Source organism: uncultured Aquimarina sp. (assembly GCF_947495315.1).
In the GTDB taxonomy this organism is placed as follows: Bacteria; Bacteroidota; Bacteroidia; order Flavobacteriales; family Flavobacteriaceae; genus Aquimarina.
In genome coordinates, this window is the sequence record NZ_CANLYD010000002.1 from 389,566 (window position 1) to 414,304 (window position 24,739).

22 protein-coding genes are annotated in these 24,739 nt (G+C 33.3%); 15 read left to right on the forward strand and 7 right to left on the reverse strand.

Translation table 11 applies throughout. From position 1 onward, the window contains the following. Positions 1–67: 67 nt before the first annotated feature. The 7 genes from Q0910_RS05135 (at position 68) to Q0910_RS05165 (ending at position 6,183) form a co-directional block, all read left to right on the forward strand. A complete protein-coding gene (locus Q0910_RS05135) occupies positions 68–931 on the forward strand; it encodes a sugar-transfer associated ATP-grasp domain-containing protein (RefSeq protein ID WP_299213254.1) in 864 nt (287 codons plus the stop codon). Positions 932–951: 20 nt separating this feature from the next. Further along, positions 952–2,085 carry a hypothetical protein gene (locus tag Q0910_RS05140; protein ID WP_299213256.1) on the forward strand — a complete coding sequence of 378 codons (1,134 nt, stop codon included), beginning with the start codon at positions 952–954 and terminating at the stop codon, positions 2,083–2,085. A 98-nt stretch (positions 2,086–2,183) separates the two neighbouring features. After that, positions 2,184–2,540, forward strand: coding sequence for a hypothetical protein (locus Q0910_RS05145; RefSeq protein WP_298314508.1), 357 nt, complete (start codon positions 2,184–2,186; stop codon positions 2,538–2,540). Positions 2,541–3,091: 551 nt separating this feature from the next. Beyond that, complete coding sequence (locus Q0910_RS05150; protein ID WP_299213258.1) at positions 3,092–3,799, forward strand: ceramidase domain-containing protein; 708 nt, start codon at positions 3,092–3,094, stop codon at positions 3,797–3,799. A 112-nt stretch (positions 3,800–3,911) separates the two neighbouring features. After that, complete coding sequence (gene pheS, locus Q0910_RS05155) at positions 3,912–4,931, forward strand: phenylalanine--tRNA ligase subunit alpha (protein WP_299213260.1); 1,020 nt, start codon at positions 3,912–3,914, stop codon at positions 4,929–4,931. Then, positions 4,932–5,327, forward strand: coding sequence for a hypothetical protein (locus Q0910_RS05160; RefSeq protein WP_299213262.1), 396 nt, complete (start codon positions 4,932–4,934; stop codon positions 5,325–5,327). It begins immediately after the preceding gene. A 238-nt stretch (positions 5,328–5,565) separates the two neighbouring features. Then, positions 5,566–6,183, forward strand: coding sequence for a hypothetical protein (locus tag Q0910_RS05165; protein ID WP_299213263.1), 618 nt, complete (start codon positions 5,566–5,568; stop codon positions 6,181–6,183). Between the two features lie 84 nt (positions 6,184–6,267). On the opposite strand, the gene Q0910_RS05170 is transcribed toward Q0910_RS05165, so the two are convergent. After that, the gene (locus Q0910_RS05170; protein ID WP_299213265.1) at positions 6,268–7,713 is read right to left on the reverse strand and encodes a M56 family metallopeptidase; all 1,446 of its coding nucleotides are present in this window, start codon (positions 7,711–7,713) and stop codon (positions 6,268–6,270) included. Between the two features lies 1 nt (position 7,714). After that, positions 7,715–8,077, reverse strand: coding sequence for a BlaI/MecI/CopY family transcriptional regulator (locus Q0910_RS05175; RefSeq protein ID WP_118459537.1), 363 nt, complete (start codon positions 8,075–8,077; stop codon positions 7,715–7,717). 235 nt (positions 8,078–8,312) lie between these two features. On the opposite strand from Q0910_RS05175, the gene Q0910_RS05180 reads away from it, so the two are divergent. After that, positions 8,313–9,785, forward strand: a complete 1,473-nt coding sequence (locus tag Q0910_RS05180; RefSeq protein WP_299213267.1) for a hypothetical protein — start codon at positions 8,313–8,315, stop codon at positions 9,783–9,785. A gap of 189 nt (positions 9,786–9,974) precedes the next feature. After that, positions 9,975–10,664: a hypothetical protein gene (locus Q0910_RS05185; RefSeq protein ID WP_299213269.1), complete on the forward strand. Its 690-nt coding sequence runs from the start codon at positions 9,975–9,977 to the stop codon at positions 10,662–10,664. Positions 10,665–10,737: 73 nt separating this feature from the next. Here Q0910_RS05185 and trpS read toward each other — a convergent pair whose 3' ends face one another. Beyond that, positions 10,738–11,706 (reverse strand): tryptophan--tRNA ligase, encoded by a 969-nt coding sequence (gene trpS, locus Q0910_RS05190; RefSeq protein ID WP_299213271.1) that lies wholly within the window; start codon positions 11,704–11,706, stop codon positions 10,738–10,740. 74 nt (positions 11,707–11,780) lie between these two features. Here trpS and Q0910_RS05195 point away from each other — a divergent pair, with 74 nt between their 5' ends. Then, the gene (locus tag Q0910_RS05195; RefSeq protein ID WP_299213272.1) at positions 11,781–12,521 is read left to right on the forward strand and encodes a lysophospholipid acyltransferase family protein; all 741 of its coding nucleotides are present in this window, start codon (positions 11,781–11,783) and stop codon (positions 12,519–12,521) included. 138 nt (positions 12,522–12,659) lie between these two features. Here the strand turns inward: Q0910_RS05195 and Q0910_RS05200 are convergent, their stop codons facing one another. The 4 genes from Q0910_RS05200 to recA form a co-directional block, all read right to left on the reverse strand. Beyond that, positions 12,660–14,360, reverse strand: coding sequence for a hypothetical protein (locus tag Q0910_RS05200; RefSeq protein WP_299213274.1), 1,701 nt, complete (start codon positions 14,358–14,360; stop codon positions 12,660–12,662). Positions 14,361–14,362: 2 nt separating this feature from the next. Continuing rightward, positions 14,363–14,908: an RNA polymerase sigma factor gene (locus Q0910_RS05205; RefSeq protein ID WP_299213276.1), complete on the reverse strand. Its 546-nt coding sequence runs from the start codon at positions 14,906–14,908 to the stop codon at positions 14,363–14,365. Between the two features lie 40 nt (positions 14,909–14,948). Continuing rightward, positions 14,949–15,368: a hypothetical protein gene (locus tag Q0910_RS05210; RefSeq protein WP_299213278.1), complete on the reverse strand. Its 420-nt coding sequence runs from the start codon at positions 15,366–15,368 to the stop codon at positions 14,949–14,951. Positions 15,369–15,573: 205 nt separating this feature from the next. Next, on the reverse strand, positions 15,574–16,587 hold the full coding sequence (gene recA / locus Q0910_RS05215; protein ID WP_299213280.1) for a recombinase RecA: 1,014 nt from the start codon (positions 16,585–16,587) through the stop codon (positions 15,574–15,576). A gap of 501 nt (positions 16,588–17,088) precedes the next feature. Here recA and Q0910_RS05220 point away from each other — a divergent pair. From Q0910_RS05220 to Q0910_RS05240, 5 genes are all read left to right on the forward strand, one after another. Beyond that, a complete protein-coding gene (locus Q0910_RS05220) occupies positions 17,089–18,120 on the forward strand; it encodes a rhodanese-related sulfurtransferase (RefSeq protein WP_299213282.1) in 1,032 nt (343 codons plus the stop codon). A gap of 146 nt (positions 18,121–18,266) precedes the next feature. After that, a complete protein-coding gene (ricT, locus tag Q0910_RS05225; RefSeq protein WP_299213284.1) occupies positions 18,267–19,550 on the forward strand; it encodes a regulatory iron-sulfur-containing complex subunit RicT in 1,284 nt (427 codons plus the stop codon). Beyond that, positions 19,537–20,031 (forward strand): gliding motility lipoprotein GldH, encoded by a 495-nt coding sequence (locus Q0910_RS05230; RefSeq protein WP_299213286.1) that lies wholly within the window; start codon positions 19,537–19,539, stop codon positions 20,029–20,031. The genes ricT and Q0910_RS05230 overlap by 14 nt, the downstream gene beginning before the upstream one ends. 1 nt (position 20,032) lies before the next feature. Then, positions 20,033–22,363: a transglycosylase domain-containing protein gene (locus Q0910_RS05235; RefSeq protein ID WP_299213288.1), complete on the forward strand. Its 2,331-nt coding sequence runs from the start codon at positions 20,033–20,035 to the stop codon at positions 22,361–22,363. Positions 22,364–22,383: 20 nt separating this feature from the next. After that, positions 22,384–24,708 (forward strand): transglycosylase domain-containing protein, encoded by a 2,325-nt coding sequence (locus Q0910_RS05240; protein ID WP_299213290.1) that lies wholly within the window; start codon positions 22,384–22,386, stop codon positions 24,706–24,708. The last annotated feature ends 31 nt before the right edge of the window (positions 24,709–24,739 follow it).

Below are 24,739 nucleotides of genomic sequence, written 5' to 3' on the forward strand. Positions count from 1 at the left end.
TAGTTTACTCTTTGGGGTGGTATTGAATATTTCAAAATCTAAAACTATGCTGTCAACAATTCTGAAAATGAGAAATCGTAAAAAATCAAACGTAATCGGTTTGAACGAAAGAAACATTAAGTTAATCTATCCTAATAATGCTAAAAAGCACTATCCTCTTGCTGATGATAAAGTATTAACAAAGGAAATTTTGCATCAATATGACATTCCTTGTGCGGAAACATATGCTGTAATAGAATACAATAGTGATATTAAAAAAGCTTGGGAGGCTTGTAAGAAATATGATGCAATGGCCATAAAACCAGCAAATGGCTGCGGTGGTGGAGGCATCAAAATTGTTAAGAAAGATGCAGTAGGTAATTGGATAAGCAGCGGAAAAATAATTACTGAACGGCAGATATTTCAGCATATGGCCGCTACCATAATGGGATTCTTTTCTCTTGGTTCTCATGATAGAGTTTTGGTTGAAGAATGTATAGAACCACATCCCTTTTTTCATAAAATATATCCACAAGGTGTACCTGATTTTAGAATTATTACGCTTAATAATACTCCTTTAATGGGAATGCTAAGAATGCCTACCAACAGATCGGATGGCAAAGCGAATCTTCATCAAAATGGAGTGGGTATTGGAGTGGATTTAGAGAAAGGTACATTAACAGAAGTATACGATGGTAAAAATTATTTTAATCATCATCCGGACAGTGAATTTATAATAAAAGATGTTCCAATTCCATATTGGAAAGAAATTCTGGAAATATCTATTGCAACAGCAAAAGTTTTCCCTTTGGATTATCTGGGAATTGATATTGTAATTGATAAAAATAAAGGACCACAGATAATGGAAATAAATGTGCGGCCGGGATTAGGAATACAATTAGTAAATAAACAAGGCTTAAAAAAAGTAATAGAAGAAAAAACAAGTAAGTAAGAAAAGGAAAAAGAACAAATATGAAAATCACGAAAATCTCTATAACAATCATATTAACACTAACGAGTATTATTTCATATACACAAAGTAATAATGCCTTCAATGCAGAAACTCAAGCAGGGTATGAATATAATTATTTTAGAAGTCCAGATGAAATAAGAACAGGAGGAGTTATACTGAATGAGGATGAATTGATATCCAGCAGTTTTTATCAGGATATAGAACTAAATTATAAATATCGATACAAATGGAGCAAAAATAGAATTAGAGTTTCTATGAATCCTTTTTCTAGAATATTTTATGAAAATTTTGATGATAGCTATTGGAGCCTAAATACGAACGTTAAATATGACTATAAGTTTAGCAGAGAAACATCTTTACTTGCAGAAGCACGATTCATAAGAATGAATAGAGAAGGGCTTGGAGGTGATCAGGATGTGTTAATTAATCCTTTAGGGTATACCAATTATGGAGGAACCTTAGGTTTACAGTTTGCGCCACTTACAAATAATCAACTTACCATAGAGGGGTTTTATAACTTCAGGAATTTTGATGCCTTTGGTGTTAGAGATTTACAATATAGTGAATTTGGAGCTCAGATTTCTTCAGTTCAAACTTTTAGAATTAATAAGTTAAAACACAAGTTAGGTATAACAGCATACGCAAAAAAGAGACGTTATGATACTTTTAATGCCAGTGATATTGAACCAGATGGAGAAAGAGATTGGGATTATCTAAAAGGAACTTTGTATTATAGATTACCTTTTAACAAGCAGTTCGAAATAAAGCCAAGTTTTGTTTACTATGTAAGGATTGATAATTCTACCAACCGATCTGGGTTCAATCAATTCGGTCCTGGAATTGCTCTGAAATATGACAATGACAAGACAAAAATTAGAGGAACTTTCTCTTTCATTACAAGAAATTATACAGATATCGAAGCGAGAAACACTGATGGAGGTATAGGAGAAGATCTGAAATATGAATATTCAAACTTTCAGATGAATGCTGCTCACAAAATAGGGAAAGGTTTTTCTATTACTGCTACCATGTTTTCCAGAATTAGAAGTACTAACTATAGTGATATAGATGCAAGATCATTTAGAAATTATAGAAATCAATATGCTGGAATCGGTGTATTGTGGGAGTTTTAATATTTCTCTCAAATGATGGTTAGTTTTTTTAGTTAAGCGTTACTTTTGTAACGCTTAATTTTTTATGTAGAAATTGAAAGTATAGTTAAAGATACGTTATGGCTAGAGACGAAAAATTAAAAGAACGATGGGACGTTTTGGTACAAAAATTATCAGCTCAATTTGCTGATGGAGATCCATTAGATTTAGATGCAATCATTTACCTGATTGGAGTGCAGGAATTAGGGCAGGTACATCGTAAGTTTAAGAAAGATGAAAAGCTAGATCTTATGCATATTGCTATCTGTAGGTTGTTAGAACCATATGGGTATTATGAGTTTGATTATTTTGATGAGCAAGGATGGCCACATTATATTGTAAAAGAACAATTACCTAACCTCAAAGCCGGAGAGCAATCAGTTTTAATGAAAGAAGCAATTGTTAGTTATTTCCTGACAAGTGAGTATATTTTTTAATGCTGTCAAATAATAATGATTTATAAAAAAGATGCTCAAGTTGAGCATCTTTTTTATAAATGTTTTGAATATGTAATATAAAAATCTTGTCTTAAAGAAATTTACTCATAATGTAGTTATCTTCTCATAGCATACCAAGAAGCCGAAGGAAGATTGCTTATCAATTCTTTTAATCCTTTCATGTCTATAATTAGGATTCCAAAAAATAACTTTTTCATATCGACATTTTTTAATTAAACATAAAATAATGACTAACTTTTAGTCATATACCATGTGTTCGCATTTATTGGTTATGAAATATTATTTTGGGAAAATCTAAGGCTGAATTTTATAGTATTTAAAACTATACCTAAATATAATCAATATCTACAGTTTTGTCAAGATTTTTAACGTGCTTTAACGTACTTAATAATTGTTTTTCTTAAAGAATTTTAGAAAAATGATATTTATCTGATTATTAGCGCATTATCTTTTTGTTACTTTCAGTATTTATTACACTTGAATACTTCTCAATTTGTGTCGTTTTTTTAACTTTAATACAAAAAGAAAATATGTTTCTGAATGTTATCAATGATCCTAATGTTGTTCCCAATGATACCGGACCGATTTACCAAGAAACGATCATGGGTAGATTACCAGTAGAACCGTTCAATACGATTAGCAATCTTGTATTTTTAATTATAATTATATACTTTTCTATACGCGTATATAAGAATCCAAAACAACATTTGTTTTTAGCCTTTTGTTTACCGATTCTTGCTATCGGTTTTATTGGAGGGACTTTATTTCATGGTACCCGAAGTCATCAAATATGGTTGTTTATGGATTGGGTTCCAATTATGGTTTTGTGTATGTCGGCTGTTTTTTATTTCATTTTTAAATTATACAGACTTTGGTGGAAAAGAGTATTGGCCTTTGTCTTAATTTTTGGAGTTTCTTTTGCTGTACGCACATTACCTATTCCTGCAGTGGTCAGAATTTCATTAGGATACATAATTACGGCAATTACAGTTTTGCTTCCCATTGTTTTATATCTCATAAAAACAAATGGGAGACATAAAGAAACAATTATACTAGCCTTTGTGTTTTTTGCAATAGCCGTAAGTTTTAGAAGCGCAGATACGTTCTGGAAAACTGATCTTTTCTATATGGGAACACATTGGTTGTGGCATCTATTCGGAGGAATTTCGGTTTTCTTTTTGATGTTATACACCTATCGAGATAATCTAAAACAAAACAAAGTTCTTTCGGAAGGGTGATTTTTCTGGAAATTATACGTTTTATTACCAAAATAACACATTTTTTTAGACGCCATGTACAATTTTATGATGTACAAATCTTAAATTTGTCCTCTACTATAAGAAAAAGATCATGATCGATAAGATTAAAGAATATATCTCAGAAGTTGAGGATTTCTCTGCCAAGACCAAAGAAGAAGTTGAAGCGTTTAGAATAAAGTTTTCGGGTAAGAAAGGACTAGTTAATGACTTTTTTACTGAATTCAGAAATATTGCGAATGATCAAAAGAAAGAGTTTGGTCAAGCCATAAATGCCCTAAAAGTAGCAGCAGAAGATAAAGTAAGAGCCTTAAAAGATGAACTAGAGTCTAAAGATGAAGAAAAGGGTGCTTATGGCGATCTTACACGTCCTGCAGAACCAATTGCTTTAGGATCACGTCATCCAATTTCTTTAGTAAAGAATCAAATTATAGATATATTTTCACGTATTGGTTTTAATGTAAGTGAAGGGCCAGAAATTGAAGATGATTGGCACAACTTTACTGCACTTAATTTACCAGAATATCATCCAGCACGTGATATGCAGGACACGTTTTTTATCCAAACAGATCCGGATATTCTATTGCGTACACATACATCTTCTGTACAAGTACGGTATATGGAAGACAATAAACCACCAATAAGAACTATTTCTCCAGGAAGAGTATATCGTAATGAGGCAATTTCTGCACGTTCACATTGTTTTTTTCATCAAGTAGAAGGATTATATATTGATAAAGATGTTTCATTTGCAGATCTAAAGCAAACATTACAATATTTTACCACAGAAATGTTCGGTAAATCCAAGATCAGACTACGTCCGTCTTATTTCCCATTCACAGAACCAAGTGCTGAGGTAGATGTATATTGGGGATTAGAAACAGAAACAGACTATAAAATGACCAAGGGAACAGGTTGGTTAGAGATTATGGGATGTGGAATGGTAGATCCTAACGTATTGAAAAACTGTAATATTGATCCAGAAGAATATAGCGGTTTTGCTTTTGGTATGGGAATCGATCGTATAGCGCTATTGTTATATGGGATTTCTGATATCCGTATGCTAAGCGAAAATGATGTACGTTTCTTAGAACAATTTAAGTCTGCCTTATAATTGAAAAAAGATATAGAAATACCAATAGTAGAAAATGTCTACGTAGCTGTGGTCAAAGAATGGAATGATGAATTCGGTGGTCATGATTGGAATGCTTATATCATTAATGATCAGGATATACCTATTGAAATGGTTTTGGTAGTTACCAAAGGTTACAATACCGAAAAAAAGACATCTTTATTAAGACATGGTATAGGAACAGTGAATGCTAAATCATCCGCTAAGATCGAAATGATTCAGGAAGAATTATTTGCTATGAATAATGAGTTTTCGGTTACCTTCTTTGCGGAAGGTAAGCTATTCGATAAGAAATACATTTTCAGAAAAAACACAATTAATGAAAACGCTTTTCGAGATCTTCCAGTAATGGAACAGCGAGGAGTATTGGTTTCATAAACTTCATTTTTATAGAATTATTAGTTAAATAACTTGTATAAAAACAGGTTAATACCCCGTAATTGAGACGCTAATTGACTTTACTTTAGCGCCAGATTTCCCTTTTTAAAAGTTTTACTAAAAAACAACTCTTTAAAGAATCAAAAAAAGAGTTTGTTACACCATATATCCCTATAACGATTGGAGTGCCAACAGCCAATTGTAATGGGGATTTTTTTAATCTTAAAACCTAAATAATATGAAAAAAGTATTTTTTTTAGCCGTAGCAATAGCAATTGGGGTATTCTACGCTTGTGAAAAAGAAACAGTAGAAGAAACAAATTCTATTGTAGATGTAAATGAAAGTAATAACCAAACAGAAGTAGAAGGTAAATGGATTTCCTATCGATGTTACTATATTTTTGAAAGAGGACTAAGGTTTCAAGGTAGGTGTTTCTCTTCGCTTAATGGAATATGTGGTTTCGAAAAAATATGTATTCCTATCTTTTACGATCCATGCTGGTTTGTACCTTGCTGGATTGATATTTGGGATCCATGGATAATCTACGAAAAGTTGGATCCTAGAGATTTCCTCTCTTTTAGAGATAAATTAGAAGTAGATATTGATCCAGGAAAAGCTTCTGTACCTTTTGCTTTAAATGAGAAAATAGCAGGATTGCAGTTTTATCAGGAGGAAGGTTTGTTTAAAGATAATGTCTTTACAGTAGAAGATTCATTGATTCTTGATGCAGAAATTTCCAAAGAACTAGGATTGCAAGGTAATGTGGTAAAAGCTGGAAAATATCCAGTAATAACTAATAAGGAAAATGGAACTTTTAATGTCATATTAGCGGTAGAAAAAGGTTTCGAACGCTAATAGCAGTTCATAAATGTTGGCAATAAAAAGGGCTGGTTAGAATTCATGATAACCAGCCCTTTAATTTTGATTTATAATGAGATGTTATTCTTTTATCTCAAAAACTATTGGTAAGGAGTACATTACACCAACATTGACTCCATCTTGCACTCCTGGTGTCATCTTAGGTAATTGATTAATAACACGTATTGCTTCATTTTCTAATGCTAGTAATGGCCCACGTGCGTGAACATCTGTAGTATTACCCAAATTATCTATCTTAAATTTTACAAGAATTTTTTGACGCCCACTAAGTTTCAGTTCTTTTCCAATTTCTGTATTAAACTCACTGCCAATGAATTGAGAAACACTCTTAGAGAAACATCTTTTCGCCTCTACCTTAGTGAGGTTTTCACAACCAGGATATACAGGAACCTTCTCTATAACTCCAAAAGGTATTTCTAAAGCACCTGTTATGCCTTGGTATTGTTCGTTTGAAACATCACCATTCACCAAAGCTGATAAAACTTTTAAAGCTTTTTCTTCTTCTGGGCTCACATTACCTTGCACGGCGATCTGTTGCTTTACCGCTTCTATTTTCTGTATCAAAAGACTCCTTGAAGTATCTATATTCTCTGAGTTTTCTATGGATTGCGCATTAGCATCTTCAGTACAAGAAGTGTACACTAACATCATACAAACCACGGGTAGTAATAATAAATACTTTAATTGAAAGATTTTTCTTGATTTTGATTTTTGTAACATAACAAGTCGATTTTTGATTAATGAATGATTAAAAAATGTATTAATAAATGAAATTTTCTCTGTTTCGAAAACTTGAGATAATAGGTTCTGATAGTATTCTTTTTTACTAGTTTCTGCTATAGCCTTAGCATCTGCAATATATTCCTGAAGCATGGCTATTCTATTTTGATATATATAGATCAACGGATTAAACCAAAATAGAATTCGTAATATTTCAAAGAAAATAAGGTCTATAGAATGATATTCTCTTACGTGAATTTTTTCGTGAAGTAAGACATTGGTTTTTTTAATTTCCGAAAGATTAGTCCCAATGTAAATTGTATTGAAAAAAGAAAATGCAGTGGTTGTATTTGGTAATGATACCAGCGTAATATTTTTTGTATTTACCTTAGTTCCGGATCTTCTTAAATTTAATATTTTAAAAACCTTATAAAGAAATAAAAATAAGCTTGCTACCACTCCCAGATACCATAAATACCCAAAAACTGGTATCAAAGAAATGTAACTTGATAGGTGACTCTCTGATCCGATTACGACTTCTGGTAAAAGATGAACCTGCATAGGAGAATCTGTAATAAGTACTTCGGGTAATTGTATGGTGTATGCTGTGGGAATATTTTGTCTTATAAAATCTAATCGAATCAGTGGAAGTAAAAAACTTAGAATAGGGGTTATGAGGAGATATGCTCTATTCCAGTTAAAAAATGTTTCTTTTTTTAGAAATAGATCATATGTTACTAAAAAAAGCAGTTGAAACGCAATGATTTGTAGTATGTAATGTATCATGTTATTCTTCCTCTTTATTTATTTCTCTCATTGCTGCTTCCATCTCAGCAATACTGATGTCGTTTTTCTTCATAAAAAAAGAAACCATGCTCTTAAAAGATCCTTGAAAATAACCGTCAATTAATTTGTTGATACTCTGATTGCTGTACTCTGTTTTTTTAACAAGTGGGATGTAAATATGAATTCTTCCTTCTTTTCGATAATTTACAAAGCCTTTATCTTCTAATATTCTTACAATCGTAGAAACAGTATTGTAAGCAGGTTTTGGTTCTGGTAACTGTTCCAGGATCGCAACTACGCTGCCTTCCTCTAGATTCCATAGGATTTTCATAATATCTTCTTCTGCTTTGGTCAACTGTTTCATAAATTGATTGATTTCTTTATAGTCTTTCAAACTAAGATCTTAGTTTGAGAATGCTAATATAAACTAAATATTTAGTTTGAACTAATGTTTTAGTTTTAATTTTTATAAGACTACGCAACTTGAAAGGACTAAAAGGGTAGAAAAGGAATCTAAATGAGTTGTTTATCGATTAAAAGTCAATGACCAGCTTTTTTTAGAAATCTTGTAACAGATATAACTATTTACCTTTAAAAAAATGAGAGTTTTAGAAATCATCTTATTAATTTTTGTAACAATTTTACCATTTGTAAAACGTCAATCCATTAAGGAAATTCCTAAGAAATATTGGATAACTTCCTTATGTGTTGTGATGGTCTTACATCTTAGTGTCGAAGGCTGGCGTTGGCAAATGATTCCTGGATACTTACTGATTGTAATATTGATATGGAGAATGTATTTAGTATATGTAAATAAACCTTTTAAGTTAACTCTCCGCCGAGGTTTGGGATATTTAGGTTTGATAATGTTATTGATTGTTGGTTGGATTTTACCAATAGTACTTCCAGTTTTTTCACTGCCAGAACCAACTGGAGCTTATTCTGTGGGAAGTAAATGGATACATATACAGACGGATCGAGAGGAGTTGATAACTAAAGATTCTTTAGATAAACGAGAGTTGATGGTTAAGGTATGGTATCCTACAAAACATATTTCTGATGTAAAAAGGGAAACATATATTGATGATGCAAACCGAATAGGTTTTATCAAAAAATATAGCATGGGAGTTTTACCTCCCTTTACAATAAATTATCTAGATCGTATTAAAACAGATGTTTATCTAGATGCACCTATCCAAAAAGAAACGTTTCCTGTTTTGATTTTTTCTCCTGGTTATGGTTCAATGTCCTCTGGTTATTATTCTTTATTGACAGAAATTGTAAGTCACGGGTATATTATTATAAACGTTACACATACCTATGAAAGCTTGGGAACTACATTTCCTGATGGTACTATGAAGTTTTTCGATTATGACTATCAGTCAAGAGAAGATGCGGGATCTATGGAACATATTACGCCGATAAAGAATGCCTTTTTACGGGATATTTCTTTTGATGAGCGTCATAGAATAATTAGAGAGGCTTCTAAAGATTATGTTGTGACTAAAATAGTAAAGAGATGGTCTAATGACTTGGTTTCTGTAATAGATATACTAGAGAATCGCAACGATAACGGTTTTTTTAAAGACAGACTAGACTTGAATAAAATTGGAGTTTTTGGCCATTCTCGAGGAGGTGGTGCAGCTGGTCAAGCAACAATAACAGATAATAGAATAAAAGCCGCTGCCAATATTGATGGAATTCAGTGGGGCGAAATGATGGATACTATTTACCATAAACCATTCTTATATATTTCTGCAGATTGGCCAGCGGAACATCAGGATATTAATTCTCATGTTTATGTAAACAAGAGTACCGATTATTTTTATGAAAGTAAGTTATTACAATCAGGACACCCCAATTTTATGGATATTCCATTTATGATTCCTGTTAAATCAATTGCTGGAACAGGGGTTATAGATGCCGAACTAGGGATGAAAATCACCACCCAACTTGTAACTTCATTTTTTGATAGACATTTAAAAAATGATGAGAGTAAAGATCCAAGTGGGGTAGCAAAAAAATATGAATTACTGGAGATGAAAGTTTATAAAGGAGATTCAGTTCGTTAAAACGAGTTAAATTTAATAGACAGTTTCATTTTTCATCCATGGTATTAATGGAAATTTATTTATTTAGAATGTTTACCCCTTCATAAAAGTTTACACTAATGATCAAAGAACCTTACTAGGCCACAGCTATTTATAGCTGATAATGGTCTTGAGGTTCTTTTTTATTTTTTAACTTAAAACCATGTAATCATGAAAAAACGATCATTAGTAATTATTGGGGCAATGTTGATTTCTTTAATAGCTTGCCAAAAAGAAAACATTACAGAAGAAGTTGCAACTACCGAGGCAATTTTAGAACAGGATAATAAGGCTGTTCTAGGAAAAGCATCTGGGGAGTTTTGTAAATTCACACTTCAGGCTAATTTTAAGAATGATATTGATCCTATTACAGGTCAAGAATCCTGTGAATTTTCTCGTGGCGATATTTGTGTCAGAGTAGACTGTTTACCCAATCCTTTTATTGAAATTAATCTTCCACCGGTACTTTGGGATCCGTGTCAACTAGTTCCGTGTGGTTTTGACTTTATGGACCCTTGGGTAATATATGAAAGAATTGATCCACGAGAATTCAGGTCCTTTAAAGAAGCATATGAATTGCGACTGGATGAAAAAGTAGAAGGTGTGCCATTCGCCCTGAACCAAAACCTATTAGGAGTACAATTTTATTCACAACCACAATCAAGTTACGAAATAGCTTACGGAGACCCAACTCCACAACCAAGTGTGTTTTATCTAGAAAAAAAGATTGTTCTGGATGGAGCGGTAGCCAAGAAATTGGGATTAAGAGGAAATGTTATTGAGCCTGGAAAGTATCCTGTTATCTTTAATAAAGAAAACAAAACACATAATGTGTTATTAATAATAGAAACGGGGTTTTAGGGATGGATAAGTTCGAAAAAAAATGCAGGTTCTTAATCGAGAACCTGCATTTTTTATATCAATTCTAATTATATTAATATCCAACTTTTTCACGTACTCTGGAAAGTACTTTGTTTGCTACTTTTGAAGCTTTTTCAGCACCAATTGCCAATGCTTTATCTATCTCTTCCAGATTATCCATGTAATAATTATAGCGTTCACGTTCTTTAGAGAACTTGCTTATTAAGAGTTCGTATAAAGCTTGTTTTGCATGACCGTATCCATAATTACCTCTCAGATAATTTGCCCGCATTTCTGCTAATTGCTCCTCAGTAGCTACTAGTTGATACAGAGCAAATAGATTACAGGTATCAGGGTTTTTAGGTTCTTCTAATGGAGTACTGTCTGTTTGGATGCCCATAATATTTTTACGTAATTTTTTGTCTGGTAAAAATAAATTAATAGTATTGCCTTTGGACTTACTCATTTTAGCACCATCCGTTCCTGGAACATACATCGTTTCTTTCTGAAATTGTGCTTCAGGTAAGACAAAAAGTTCTCCAACTTGATTATGCATACGTTCCGCTACATTTCTGGTCATTTCTATATGCTGTTCCTGGTCTTTCCCCACAGGTACAATTTCTGCGTCATATAATAAAATATCAGCAGCCATTAACATCGGATACGTAAACAACCCAGCATTAACATCTTCTAATCGATCTGCTTTGTCCTTAAAGGAATGTGCTAGGGTTAACCGTTGATATGGAAAGAAACAACTAAGGTACCACGACAATTCTGTAACTTGTGGAATATCACTCTGGCGATAAAATACAGTTTTTTCTATGTCTAAACCAAAAGCTAGCCAGGTTGCAGCGGTAGAGTAGGTGTTTTCTCTTAGTGTTTTAGCATCCTTAATCTGTGTTAATGAATGCATATCTGCAATAAACAAAAAGGAATCATTCTCTGGCTGATTAGCCATATGAATTGCTGGAATAATAGCTCCTAATAAGTTTCCTAAATGAGGTGTTCCTGTACTTTGGACTCCTGTTAGAATTCTTGCCATAGTAATTTTATAGTTTCTCGCAAAGGTAATTTTTTTGTTCAGATAGCTCAAACCAATTGTGTATTTTTGCGGCTATGTTTATCCTTAGATACATATTGATTCTTCTTTGGCGAATTTGGTTTTATGTAATGATGGGAATCCCTATTATTATATTATTTCCGGTTTTGTTGATATTAACATCAAGAGAGCAGTGGTATCCGCAGTTTTTTGTTGTCGCCAGATTCTGGGCTAAAATTGTGCTGTTTGGCAGCGGTTTTGTTCCTAGAGTAAAAAAAGAAGCAAAAGTGGACTCTCATAAAAGCTATATGTTTGTGGCCAACCATACTTCTATGGCAGATATTATGTTAATGTTGTATTGTGTGAAAAATCCTTTTGTTTTTGTGGGAAAAAAAGAATTAGCTAAGATTCCAATATTTGGCTTTTTTTATAAACGAACCTGTATACTTGTAGATCGCAATAGTCAGAGAAGTCGGAAAGAAGTTTTTGACCGTGCGCAAGCCAGACTACAGGAAGGAACTAGCATTTGTATATTTCCAGAAGGAGGTGTTCCAGAGGACGAATCTATTATGCTCGATGATTTTAAGGATGGTGCATTCAGATTAGCGATTGATCATCAGATACCCATAGTTCCTTTAACGTTTCTAGACAATAAAAAAAGATTTTCATATACGTTTTTTAGTGGAAGTCCCGGAAAAATGAGGGCTTATGTCCATAAAGAAATCCCAACTGAGGGATCGACTCAAGAAAATAAGAAAGAGCTTAACATAAAAATACGCAAAGTCATTTTGGATAAATTACTATCTGGTCAATTATAGAAAGCGATTTTTAAGAAAAAACAAAAGCTGTTCCTCCCCAGAAACAGCTTTGTCATCATTGCTTCCCTAGAGCAATAATTCAACCTAACCAACTAAAATAACCTAAAACACATTTAGTTACTTTTCTTTTTCGTTGTCTTAAAATTTAAAACTTATCCCGGTATATATACCGAAATAATAGGGTTTAAAATTTTCTGCACTATCCTTAAATCCATTAAATTGATATTTAAAGATAGGTTCCATATTAATCTGGAATTGATCTGACAACTTATAATCAAATCCTATACCAATATTTCCACTAAAGCTTATATCATTGACAGTTTCATCTCTCGCTACGTTTTCATTTCTAAAACTACCGGCAATGATAGATACTTCTTCATCTTCTAAAAATAGTGTGCTGACTCCTCCGATCATATGAATCCCGATTTTAGAGTCTGTTAGCGAATATTTAAGTTCTAGCGGGACTTCGATATATCCAATACTATGATTAAGTAATCCAGGATTTTGAGATTTTACTAAAACTTCACCATTAATATCAGGAGGAGAAGGAGTAAAGCTGGCTTGTGTAGCTTGAAAATCTGACACAATAATGCTTTGGGTATTTGTGAAGCCATTGTTATTGTCTCCCCTACCTACAGAAGAAATTCCAAATCCTACATCTTCTGTATTATACCCAACATCAACCTTATTCACTCCTGATCGTACACTTAACTTTTTATTAATTGAATAAGCAACTTGGATACCGTAGCTAAGATTGACTTGTCCTTGTTTATTATTATCAGAGAATTCTGCATCGATAGAAGATCCACCAAATGAATCATAGTACACTGGAGCAACGTTTGGTGATATGTTCCATCTTTTACCTGACTTGGTTTCTGCTATAATTTTTTCTTTTTCTTCTTTTTCTTTGATAGCCTCAAAGATTGATTTTTTTCCACTACCCTGATTTTGATCTGAAGTCTGGTCAGAAACTTCTTCTTTACCCAAATTATTAGATTCTTCTTGGTTGTCTACAATAGACTCCTTAATGGTATTTTCCTTATTACTTGGATCTTGGAAATATGGGCTCTCTTTTTTCGTAATATTTTCTGATTGATTGTTAGTAGCGTTATTATTTTCTGCTATCCCATTTTTAGCAGTAATAGCTGTGCCAGTAATAAGAACTTTTTCTTTATTTATTTCAGAAGTACTGGTTTTTTGTGTTTCAGCTACTGTATTTAAAGTTGTTGCTTTTTGTTCCAATAACATGTCGTCTTTTTTCTGATTATCTTTATTGGAAACAATTGCTTCGGTATTTGTTAGATTAGTGGTTGTTATAGACTCTTTATTGGTAGTGTTTTTATTTGCAGAAGGGTTTTTATAAGTATCTGAAATGGTAGATTTAGAATCTGAAGTTATATCAAACGGAGTATCTTTCTTATCATCATTTTTTAAGGAACTATTCGTAATCGCTTCGTTATTCGCGTTGGAACTTTCGGATGCTCCATCATTATAGTTTGATTTTTCATTTTTTGAAGTGCCTACAAGACCATCATCAGGAATGGTTGTATTGCTGTCTTGATTTTCAGTAGATAAATTATCTGTGTTTTCCGAATCCTTAGTTACAACTATAGAGTCTTGAGTACTGTCTTCAGGTAGAAAAATGGATCCAACAGATAAAATTACTGCTACTAATGCAGCAATCCCGGCAATGCGATACCAAAATGGTATAAGAAGTACTCTTTTCCGATCCTTCTTTTTTCGATCTTGAATTTTTTTCCAGACAGCATCATCAGGTGTAACTTCAAAATTTTTGAACTTTTCCTGAAACAATCTATCTATGTTTTTTTTATCACTCATCTTCATCCTTCAATTGACTGAACGCGCGGTTCATGATTAGTTTCTATTTTTTCTTTCAAAATGTTTCTGGCTCTTGCCAAATTGGATTTAGAGGTTCCTATTGAGATACTAAGCATTTCTGCAATTTCTTTATGAGAATAGCCATCTAATACATAAAGATTAAATACCAATCGATATCTATCTGGTAATTGCTGAATAATCTCTAGAAGATAATCCAAGGAAACATTATCCTCATCTATTTCTACTTCTACCTCTTCTATCTGGTCCTCACCAATAATTTCAAAAACTTTTTGTTTTCGGTATTTTTGTAATGCAGTATTGATAGTGATTCGTTTTATCCATCCCTCAAAAGAACCTTTACTTTTGTACTGTTCTATTTTGTTAAAAATTGTAATAAAGGCATCCTGCAAGGTGTCTTCAGCGCTTGCATAATTATTAGAATACTTTAGACAGATAGAAAATAATTTACTACCATATAATCTATACAGTTGTTCTTGCGCCTTAGCATCTTGTTTCTTACATTTTTTTATGAGTTGATCTAGACTCACGAACAGTTTTTGTTTTGGTTAACTTTATACTATCAAAGCCTTATTCTACAACAGGAACTTCTACAATTAAAAATTGATTTTCTCCTTGATCATTTGTGCCTTGCCAAAATCTGAAAATGTACGAGTCTTCTGATCCAACAAAAAAGTTAATTTGGGGATCAATCAAATCCGTTTCAGCAAGATCTTCACACATACGATCTTGAACGACAACATTGACTACGGAAACTGTACGTTCGTTTGACACTCTGTCATAATCAAATCCACTAAAAGAATGGCAATCAGAAGGTCTAAAATAAAAAACTGTGATTTTATAGGTTTCACCTCTCGTAAATTGACCTGGGATGTCTACTCGTTCTATGGGAACTCTTTCATACGAAAAAATGATTCCATCATCATCATTCAAGCAACTTGTCAAACAACTTGAAAAAATAATCAGTACAATTATTCCTATCCTTTTCATATTAAAATAATTTTGAGGTTCTACATACCAAATTGTATCATATAGATGTAACTATTGGTATTTGGTTGCGTTCGTACAAGATAATTTTTAGGAGATATTGTACAACTTTAAAATTCTTAATTCGAATTCATATATAGAACTAGGATATAAGGTATAAAAAAATCCCGAAGGCTCGGGATTTTAGTATTAGTTTATGAGGGTTACATTATTCATTAACAATTTTTATGGCTTCTTTGATTTTTTCTTCCAATTCTTCCATAAGTTCAGGATTGTCATTTAGTAATGATTTCACAGCATCTCTTCCTTGACCAAGTTTTGTGTCTTGATAACTAAACCATGAACCGCTCTTTTTAACAATTTCGTAATCTACACCAATATCAATGATCTCTCCTGTTTTAGAGATTCCCATACCATACATGATGTCAAACTCTGCTGTTCTAAATGGCGGAGCTACTTTGTTTTTCACAACTTTTACTCGAGTTTTATTTCCTTGCACTTCACTGTTACTATCTTTAATCTGAGTAGATCTTCTGATATCTAAACGCACAGAAGCGTAAAATTTAAGAGCATTACCACCAGTGGTAGTTTCTGGATTACCAAACATTACTCCGATTTTTTCACGAAGTTGGTTAATAAAGATAACTGTACAATTTGTTTTGCTAATAGAACTAGTTAATTTCCTTAAAGCCTGAGACATTAATCGGGCATGAAGTCCCATTTTAGAGTCCCCCATTTCACCTTCAATCTCACTTTTTGGAGTTAATGCAGCTACAGAGTCAATAACAATGATATCAATTGCTCCCGATCGGATTAAGTTATCTGCAATTTCTAATGCTTGTTCACCATTGTCAGGTTGAGAAATAATAAGGTTGTCTATATCAACACCTAGTTTTTCTGCATAGAAACGATCAAATGCGTGTTCTGCATCTATAAAAGCAGCAATTCCACCAGCTTTCTGTGCTTGTGCAATCGCATGAATTGTAAGTGTTGTTTTACCCGAAGATTCAGGACCAAAAATCTCGATGACTCTACCTCTAGGATATCCTCCTACACCAAGAGCTAAATCTAATCCAAGTGATCCGGTAGAAATTACTTCTACCTCCTGAACTGCAGAATCACCCATCCTCATCACGGTACCTTTTCCGTAGGATTTATCTAGTTTGTCTAAAGTTAGTTTTAACGCTTTTAATTTTGCATCTTTTTCTTTATCCGTACTCATGCGTTTACTTTCTTTTGTAATTGATTTTGGCTAAAATACTACAAGTTTTTTGTAAACCCATTTCAAAAATTACACTTATCTGACTAATTTATTAACAATGATTATTAGCTTAATAGAGCAATAGTTTATTTTTTTTAAAAGCATACGCAACCTTTTTTCTTTTACTGCATCTTTAAAGAAAGCAAAACTTGAACAAACTGTGAGGAAGGAGGATGTAGATGAAATTTCTTAAAAGAGTCGTAAGACACAAACTTGATGGCTATACAGTTACTAGTATTAGTAATTGTATAGTTGAAGGTGGTTAGCTTCGTTATTTAACTTTTAGTCGTTTAGATTAAGTAAATTAATTAAATAACGAATTAGCCCAAAAAATGCCTTGAAGTGGTTTTCAAGGCATTTTTTTTATTCAAAACCAGACTATTCTTGTCTTGCATATTACACTATGATTCGTACTTTTGCAGAAAGTAAATAAATTCTTTTAACTTAAAAAATTAGTATAGCATGCAACTGTACAATAAATTAAGTGCAAAGGAGAGAGCTACTCTTATTGAGGAGGCAGGTATGGAACGTCTTACACTCTCTTTCTACAAGTACGCACACATCGGTAATACTGAAATTTTCAGAAATCATCTTTTTATTCATTGGGACGAACTAGACGTTCTGGGAAGAATCTATGTCGCTAATGAAGGCATTAATGGTCAATTATCCGTTCCGGCACCAAACTTTGAAGCATTCAAAAAACATTTAGATAGTATTTCTTTTCTGGAGAATGTACGATTGAATATTGCCAGAGAACAGGATATCAAATCTTTCCTGAAATTGAAAGTGAAGATTCGTAAAAAAATTGTAGCAGATGGTTTAAATGATGAAACTTTTGATGTTACCAATAAGGGAGTTCATGTAGATGCTGAGAAGTTTAATCAATTGATTGAAGATCCGGAAACTGTATTAGTAGATATGCGTAACCACTATGAGAGTGAGATTGGTCATTTTAAGGGGGCAGTAACTCCTGATGTAGATACCTTCAGAGATTCTTTGGATATTATTGAAGAAAATCTAAAAGAGCATAAAGAGGATAAGAAACTAGTAATGTATTGTACAGGTGGAATTCGATGCGAGAAAGCGAGTGCATATTATAAACATAAAGGTTTTAAAAATGTATTTCAATTAGAAGGTGGAATTATAGAATATGCCAGACAGGTAGAAGAAAAAGGATTAGAGAATAAATATCTAGGGAAAAATTTTGTTTTTGATCATCGAAGATCAGAACGAATTTCTGAAGATGTAATTTCTAATTGTCACCAGTGCGGAAAACCTTGTGATACCCACGTTAATTGCGAAAATGAAGCATGTCACCTCCTGTTCATTCAGTGTGAGGAATGTGCAACTGCTATGGATAGTTGTTGTTCTATAGAATGTAAAGAGATTAATAGCTTACCTTATGAAGAACAAAAAGCATTGAGGAAAGGTAAGGGAAATAGTAATAAAATTTTTAAGAAAGGTCGTTCTGAAGTACTAAAATATAAGCAGTAACGCTAAAATGATTTAGATACTATGGTTTTAAAAGAAATCATAGTATCTTTATCGATTAAGATGTCGGATGTGTAAAACACTCGACCTAAGTAAGAATCATATTTGTTGTGTTTTATCACAGACAAATTTCAATATAGCAAGAGAATATGGGGTGTAGTAGTTGTTCCTCCGGGAAAGACGGACAACCAAAAGGATGTAAGAATAATGGTACCTGCGGTACAGATGGTTGTAATAAGTTAACTGTTTTTGATTGGTTATCTAATATGTCGCTTCCTAGCGGTGTAGCTCCTTTTCATTGTGTGGAAATTCGTTTTAAAAACGGACGTAAAAACTTTTTCAAGAATACAGAAAATCTTTCATTGAGTATAGGGGATATTGTCGCTACAGAGGCTTCTCCAGGACATGATGTGGGTATTGTTACACTTACAGGAGAGTTGGTGCGTATCCAAATGAAAAAGAAGAAGGTAGAGGTAGACAGTGAAGATGTTAAAAAAATATACCGAAAAGCATCACAAAAAGATATCGATATTTGGCAAAAAGCTAGAGATCGAGAGCAAGCAATACAAGTTCGTTCTAGAGAAATAGCAATTCGTCTGAAACTACAGATGAAAATCTCTGATATAGAGTTTCAGGGTGATGGTTCTAAATGTACTTTTTATTATACAGCAGAAGATAGGGTCGATTTCAGACAATTGATTAAAGAATTTGCACAAGAATTTAGTACCAGAATAGAAATGCGCCAGATAGGTTTTCGCCAGGAAGCTGCTCGATTAGGTGGAATAGGTTCTTGCGGAAGAGAATTATGTTGTTCTACCTGGCTTACCGATTTTAGATCTGTAAATACTAGTGCCGCCAGATACCAGCAATTATCATTAAATCCTCAGAAACTGGCCGGTCAATGTGGTAAACTAAAATGTTGCCTTAATTATGAACTGGATGCATATATTGATGCTTTAAAAGAGTTCCCTAAGACCGAGGTTAAACTCCATACCGAAAAAGGTACGGCTGTTTGTCAGAAAATTGATATATTCAAAGGGTATTTATGGTATGCTTATGAAGGAGAATGGATGAATTGGCATAAAATTTCTGCCGATCATGCAAATGAGATTATTGAATCAAATAAAAAGAAAGAAACGGTAGCTAGCCTTGAAGAATTTGCTTCAGAACTCATTGAAGATACTAAAGTTGATTTTGAGAACGTTGTAGGACAAGATAGTCTTACGCGATTTGATCAACCAAAAAGAAGCAATAGAAGGAGGAATAAAAACCGAAACAGAAATAAAAAGAAAGTTTCTGTAGAAAAGCAAAAACCAACTTCTCAAAAACCAAAAGAAGGAAATACTGAGAGCAAAAACTCAAATAGGAAAAAAAACAACCAACGTAATAAAAAACGTAAACCACAGCAGCGCAAGAATAATGATAAATCGTAGGTTTTTTACATTACTTTTTCTGTTAATAGGTATTGTTTCTTGTGATGACACAAGAGTTTTTGACGAATATAAAACAGTATCAAACTCTTGGGAAAAAGATGAAAAGATACGTTTTACCTTACCCGAACTTGATTCATTACAACGATATAATCTATTTATCAATGTAAGAAACACGAACGACTATAAGTTTAGTAATCTGTTTTTGATTAGTGAGATGGAGTTTCCGAACGGCAAAATAGTTACAGATACTTTAGAATATGAAATGGCAAAACCAAATGGAGAATGGTTAGGTATTGGTTTTACGGATGTAAAAGAAAGTAAACTTTGGTATAAAACAAATGTAAATTTTGCAGAAAAAGGAGTATATAAAGTGGTACTTCAGCATGCAATGAGAAAAAATGGAGAGACACTTGGAATAAATTCTTTGGAAGGAATTACTGATATAGGTTTTAGAATAGAATTTGCAGAAAACCCTAAATAATATGGCTAAAGCAACACCCAAATCAACAAGAAAAACATCAAAAACCCCTCAATTAGATGTGTTCAAATACATAAAGTGGTTTTGGATCACTTTTGCGTCAGGAATATTTTTGGCAATATTAGTATTCCTTTTTGCCAGTTGGGGATATTTTGGAGAAATGCCAGGTTTTGATGAATTAGAAAACCCTCAAAATGATTTAGCAACTCAGATTATTTCTTCTGATGGAAAGCAAATAGGAACTTTTTTTAAAGAAAACAGAACTCCTGTTAATTTTGAAGATTTAGCTCCAGACTTGGTTAATGCTTTGGTAGCAACAGAAGACGCACGCTATTATGAACATTCTGGTATAGATGCTAGAGGAACGATTCGTGCTTTTGCCTTTTTAGGCAAAAAAGGAGGTGCAAGTACCATTACACAACAGTTGGCAAAACTTCTTTTTACTGGAACAAGATCAAAAGGATGGCAACGGTATACCCAAAAAATTAAGGAGTGGGTAATCGCTACTCGATTAGAAAGACAGTATACCAAGGATGAGATCATGGCAATGTATCTCAATAAATACGATTTCCTTAATCAGGCGATAGGTATAAGTTCTGCCTCTCGTATTTATTTTAATAAAACACCAAAAGACCTTAAGAAAGAAGAAGCAGCAGTGCTAGTAGGGATGTTAAAGAATTCTTCGCTTTTTAATCCGTTAAGAAGACCAGAATTAGTAAAAAACAGACGTGATGTAGTTTTGTCTCAGATGGCAAAATATGAATATATTTCTACTCAAGAAAAAGATAGTTTACAACAACTACCCTTAAATTTAGATTATGCACCAGAAGGTCATTCTGACGGAATAGCTACTTATTTTAGAGAATATGTAAGAAGTTGGATGGGGAAATGGGTGGAAAAAAACCCAAAAGGAGAAGATGAAGACGGAAATCCTCAATACTATAATATTTATAGAGATGGACTAAGAATTAATGTTACTATTGATTCGAGAATGCAGAAATATGCAGAGGAATCTGTTCAGGAACATATGTCTAACTTACAAAAAGAGTTTGATAAACAGGAACAGAAAAATAAAACAGCGCCTTTTAGAGATTTAACTAAGCAAGAAGTTGAAGGAATAGTTAAAAGAGCTATTAGAAGTTCTGCAAGAAGAAAAAAAATGTTATCTCAGAATAAGAGTGAAAAAGATATTCTAAAATCTTTTGATGTTAAAACTGAGATGAAAATATTTTCCTGGAAAGGTTATATAGATACTATTATGACTCCAAGAGATTCTATTTTGTATTATAAAAGATTTTTAAGATCAGGGATGATGTCTATGGAACCGCAAACAGGCCAGGTTAAGGCCTGGGTTGGAGGTGTTGATATTAAGCATTTTCAGTATGATCACGTGTATCAAGGAGCACGTCAGGTAGGTTCTACTTTTAAGCCTTTTGTATATGCAACAGCAATAGATCAACTTAAATTATCTCCTTGTGATACGTTACCGATGTCCCAAATCACAATTCCTGCGGGATCACATGGTGTAATGGAGGATTGGACTCCAAAGAACAGCGATGCTAAATATACAGGATATCTAAGTCTTAAAGAAGCACTTGCAAAGTCTGTGAATACTATTTCTGCTCGTTTAATGGATCGTATTGGTCCGGAACCTATTGTAAGATTAGCAAAAAAATCTGGAGTAGAATCAGAAGTTATAGAAGTTGCCTCTATAGCATTAGGATCTGTAGATCTTAAGTTATCAGAGATGGTAGGTGCATATAGTACTTTTGCCAATGAAGGAATTTATAATAAACCAGTAATGATTACTAGTGTTGAAGATAAAAATGGTACAACCTTGTATCAATTTGAACCAGAAACACGGGATGTGATCAGTAAGGAAGCAGCATATGTAACGCTAAACTTGCTAGAAGGAGTTACCCAATCAGGATCTGGAGCACGTCTTAGATCTGGACCTTCTAATAGATATGATTATAAAAACGTGATTACTGGATATCCTTACCAATTTACGAATCCAATTGCTGGTAAAACAGGGACAACACAGAATCAAAGTGATGGATGGTTTATGGGTATAGTTCCTAATCTTTGTACAGGTGTTTGGGTTGGAGGAGATGATCGTGCTACTCACTTTAGTTCTGTAAAATATGGACAAGGAGCTACTATGGCATTGCCAATATGGGCATTATATATGAGAAAGTGTTATGCCGATAAAACACTTAAAGTATCGAAAGATGGGTTTAAAAAGCCAGAGAATCTAACAATAGAAGTGGATTGCAAAGAGTTTAAGGAAAATATAAAGATAGAGGATCCTATAGAAGATGAGTTTGGTCTTTAGATTATAATCATTAAGCTAGAATGGAGCAATCGGTTTTTAAAGCAAAAAGGGATAGACAACCAGTCAATTTTAATACACGTAAATATGTTAGATATTTCTGGATTGCCTTCATCGCTGTTTTGACCATTGTAATCTTTTTATTTCTTCTGGCTAGCTGGGGTGCTTTAGGTGAAATGCCAACCTTCGAGCAATTGGAAAACCCTAAAAATGATTTGGCTGCTCAGATTATATCATCTGACGGTGAGCAATTAGGAACTATTTTTAAGCCTAATGAGAATAGAACTCCAATAACTTATAATGAATTACCACCACACCTTGTAAATGCTTTAATCGCTACCGAAGATGTTCGTTTTTATGAACATTCGGGAGTGGATGCAAGAGGTACTATGAGAGCTTTCACTTCGTTAGGTAGAAGGGGAGGAGCAAGTACGATCACCCAACAATTGGCCAGATTACTTTTTATAGGTCTCCGATCGAAAAATTGGGACAAATATACTCAGAAAATTAGGGAATGGGTAATTGCTGCTCGCTTGGAAAGGCAATATACAAAAGATGAAATTATAGTCATGTATTTAAATAAATATGACTTCGCTAGACAAGCTATTGGCATAGGATCAGCATCGAGAATTTATTTTAATAAAAAACCGAAGGATCTAAATATACAAGAATCTGCAGTGCTTATAGGGATGCTAAAAAGCGCAACCATATATAATCCAAAAACTAGATTAAAAAATGCCATTGATAGAAGAAATACAGTAATAAGCCAGATGGCTAAATACGGATATCTGACGGTTCAAGAAAAAGATAGTTTGCAAAAAACTCCCTTAATACTTGATTACAAGTCAGAAGGATATTCTGAAGGTAGCGCTACTTACGTTAGAATGCAAGTAAAAAAGTGGGTGGAAAAATGGATTAAGTTAAACCCTAAGGGAAAAAATAAAGAAGGTGAATTAGAATACTATGATATCTATGGAGATGGCTTAAAAATCTACGTGACTATTGATTCTCGCATGCAGAAATATGCAGAAGAAGCAGTTACGGAACATATGAGTAATCTACAGAAAGAGTTTGATAAGCAAGAACAAAATAATAGTACTTCACCATTTAGGGGTATTTCAAGTCTACAAGTAAATAATATAGTAAAAGAAGCTATTAGAACTTCTTCCAGAAGAAAAAGAATGCTCGATTTGGGTAAAAGTGAAAAAGAGATTCTAACCTCTTTTGATAAGAAAGTAGAGATGAAAGTGTTTTCCTGGAAGGGGATCAAGGATACTGTAATGACTCCACGTGATTCTATTTTGTTTTACAAAAAGTTTTTACATACTGGATTGATGTCTATGAATCCTCAAACTGGAGAAGTAAAAGCTTGGGTCGGAGGTATTAATCACAAATATTTTAAATATGATCATGTGAATCAGGGAACACGACAAGTGGGGTCTACATTTAAACCATTTGTGTATGCCACTGCTATTGATCAACTAAAATATTCACCTTGTTATAAAATACCAAGGGCAAAAGTGACTATACCTGTCGGAAAGCATGGAGTATCAGGTAAAGATTGGACTCCGACGAATACAGATGGAAATTATGTAGGATCTGTAACCCTTAAAGATGCGTTAGCAGGGTCGGTCAATACCGTTTCTGCTCGATTAATTGATAGAATAGGACCAGAACCGGTTATCAATTTGGCTAAAAAGTTAGGTATAGAATCAGATATAGATACGGTCGCATCGATATCTTTGGGAACTGAAAATCTTAAGTTATCTGAGATGGTAGGAGCATACAGTACTTTTGCAAATGAAGGAATATATGTCAAACCTTTCATAATTTCTCATATTACGGATAAGAATGGAATATTATTGTATGATAATTTTCCTGAAAGAAAAGATGTAATTAGCAAAGAATCTGCATATATGACTCTTAATTTGATGGAAGGTGTTACGCAAACTGGATCGGGTAAAAGACTTAGAACAGAAGCTTCTGATCAATATCTTTATAAGAATGTAGTTACAGGTCACCCATACAGATTTACAAATCCCATTGCTGGAAAAACAGGAACTACCCAAAATCAGAGTGATGGATGGTTTATGGGTATTGTTCCTAATCTTTGTACTGGAGTTTGGGTCGGAGGAGATAATAGATCAACACATTTTCAATCTACAACATATGGAGCAGGAGCGACTATGGCACTTCCGATTTGGGCGCTCTACATGAAAAAATGTTATGGGGATGATAATTTGGATATTTCAAAATCTGAATTTCAAAAACCTGAAAACCTTTCCATTGAGTTAGATTGCGAAATCTATGAAAAAAGGAATAAGGTAGATGATGAACTTGGTTTTTAGTCTCTTATATAAATATCATTAAATATTTCTA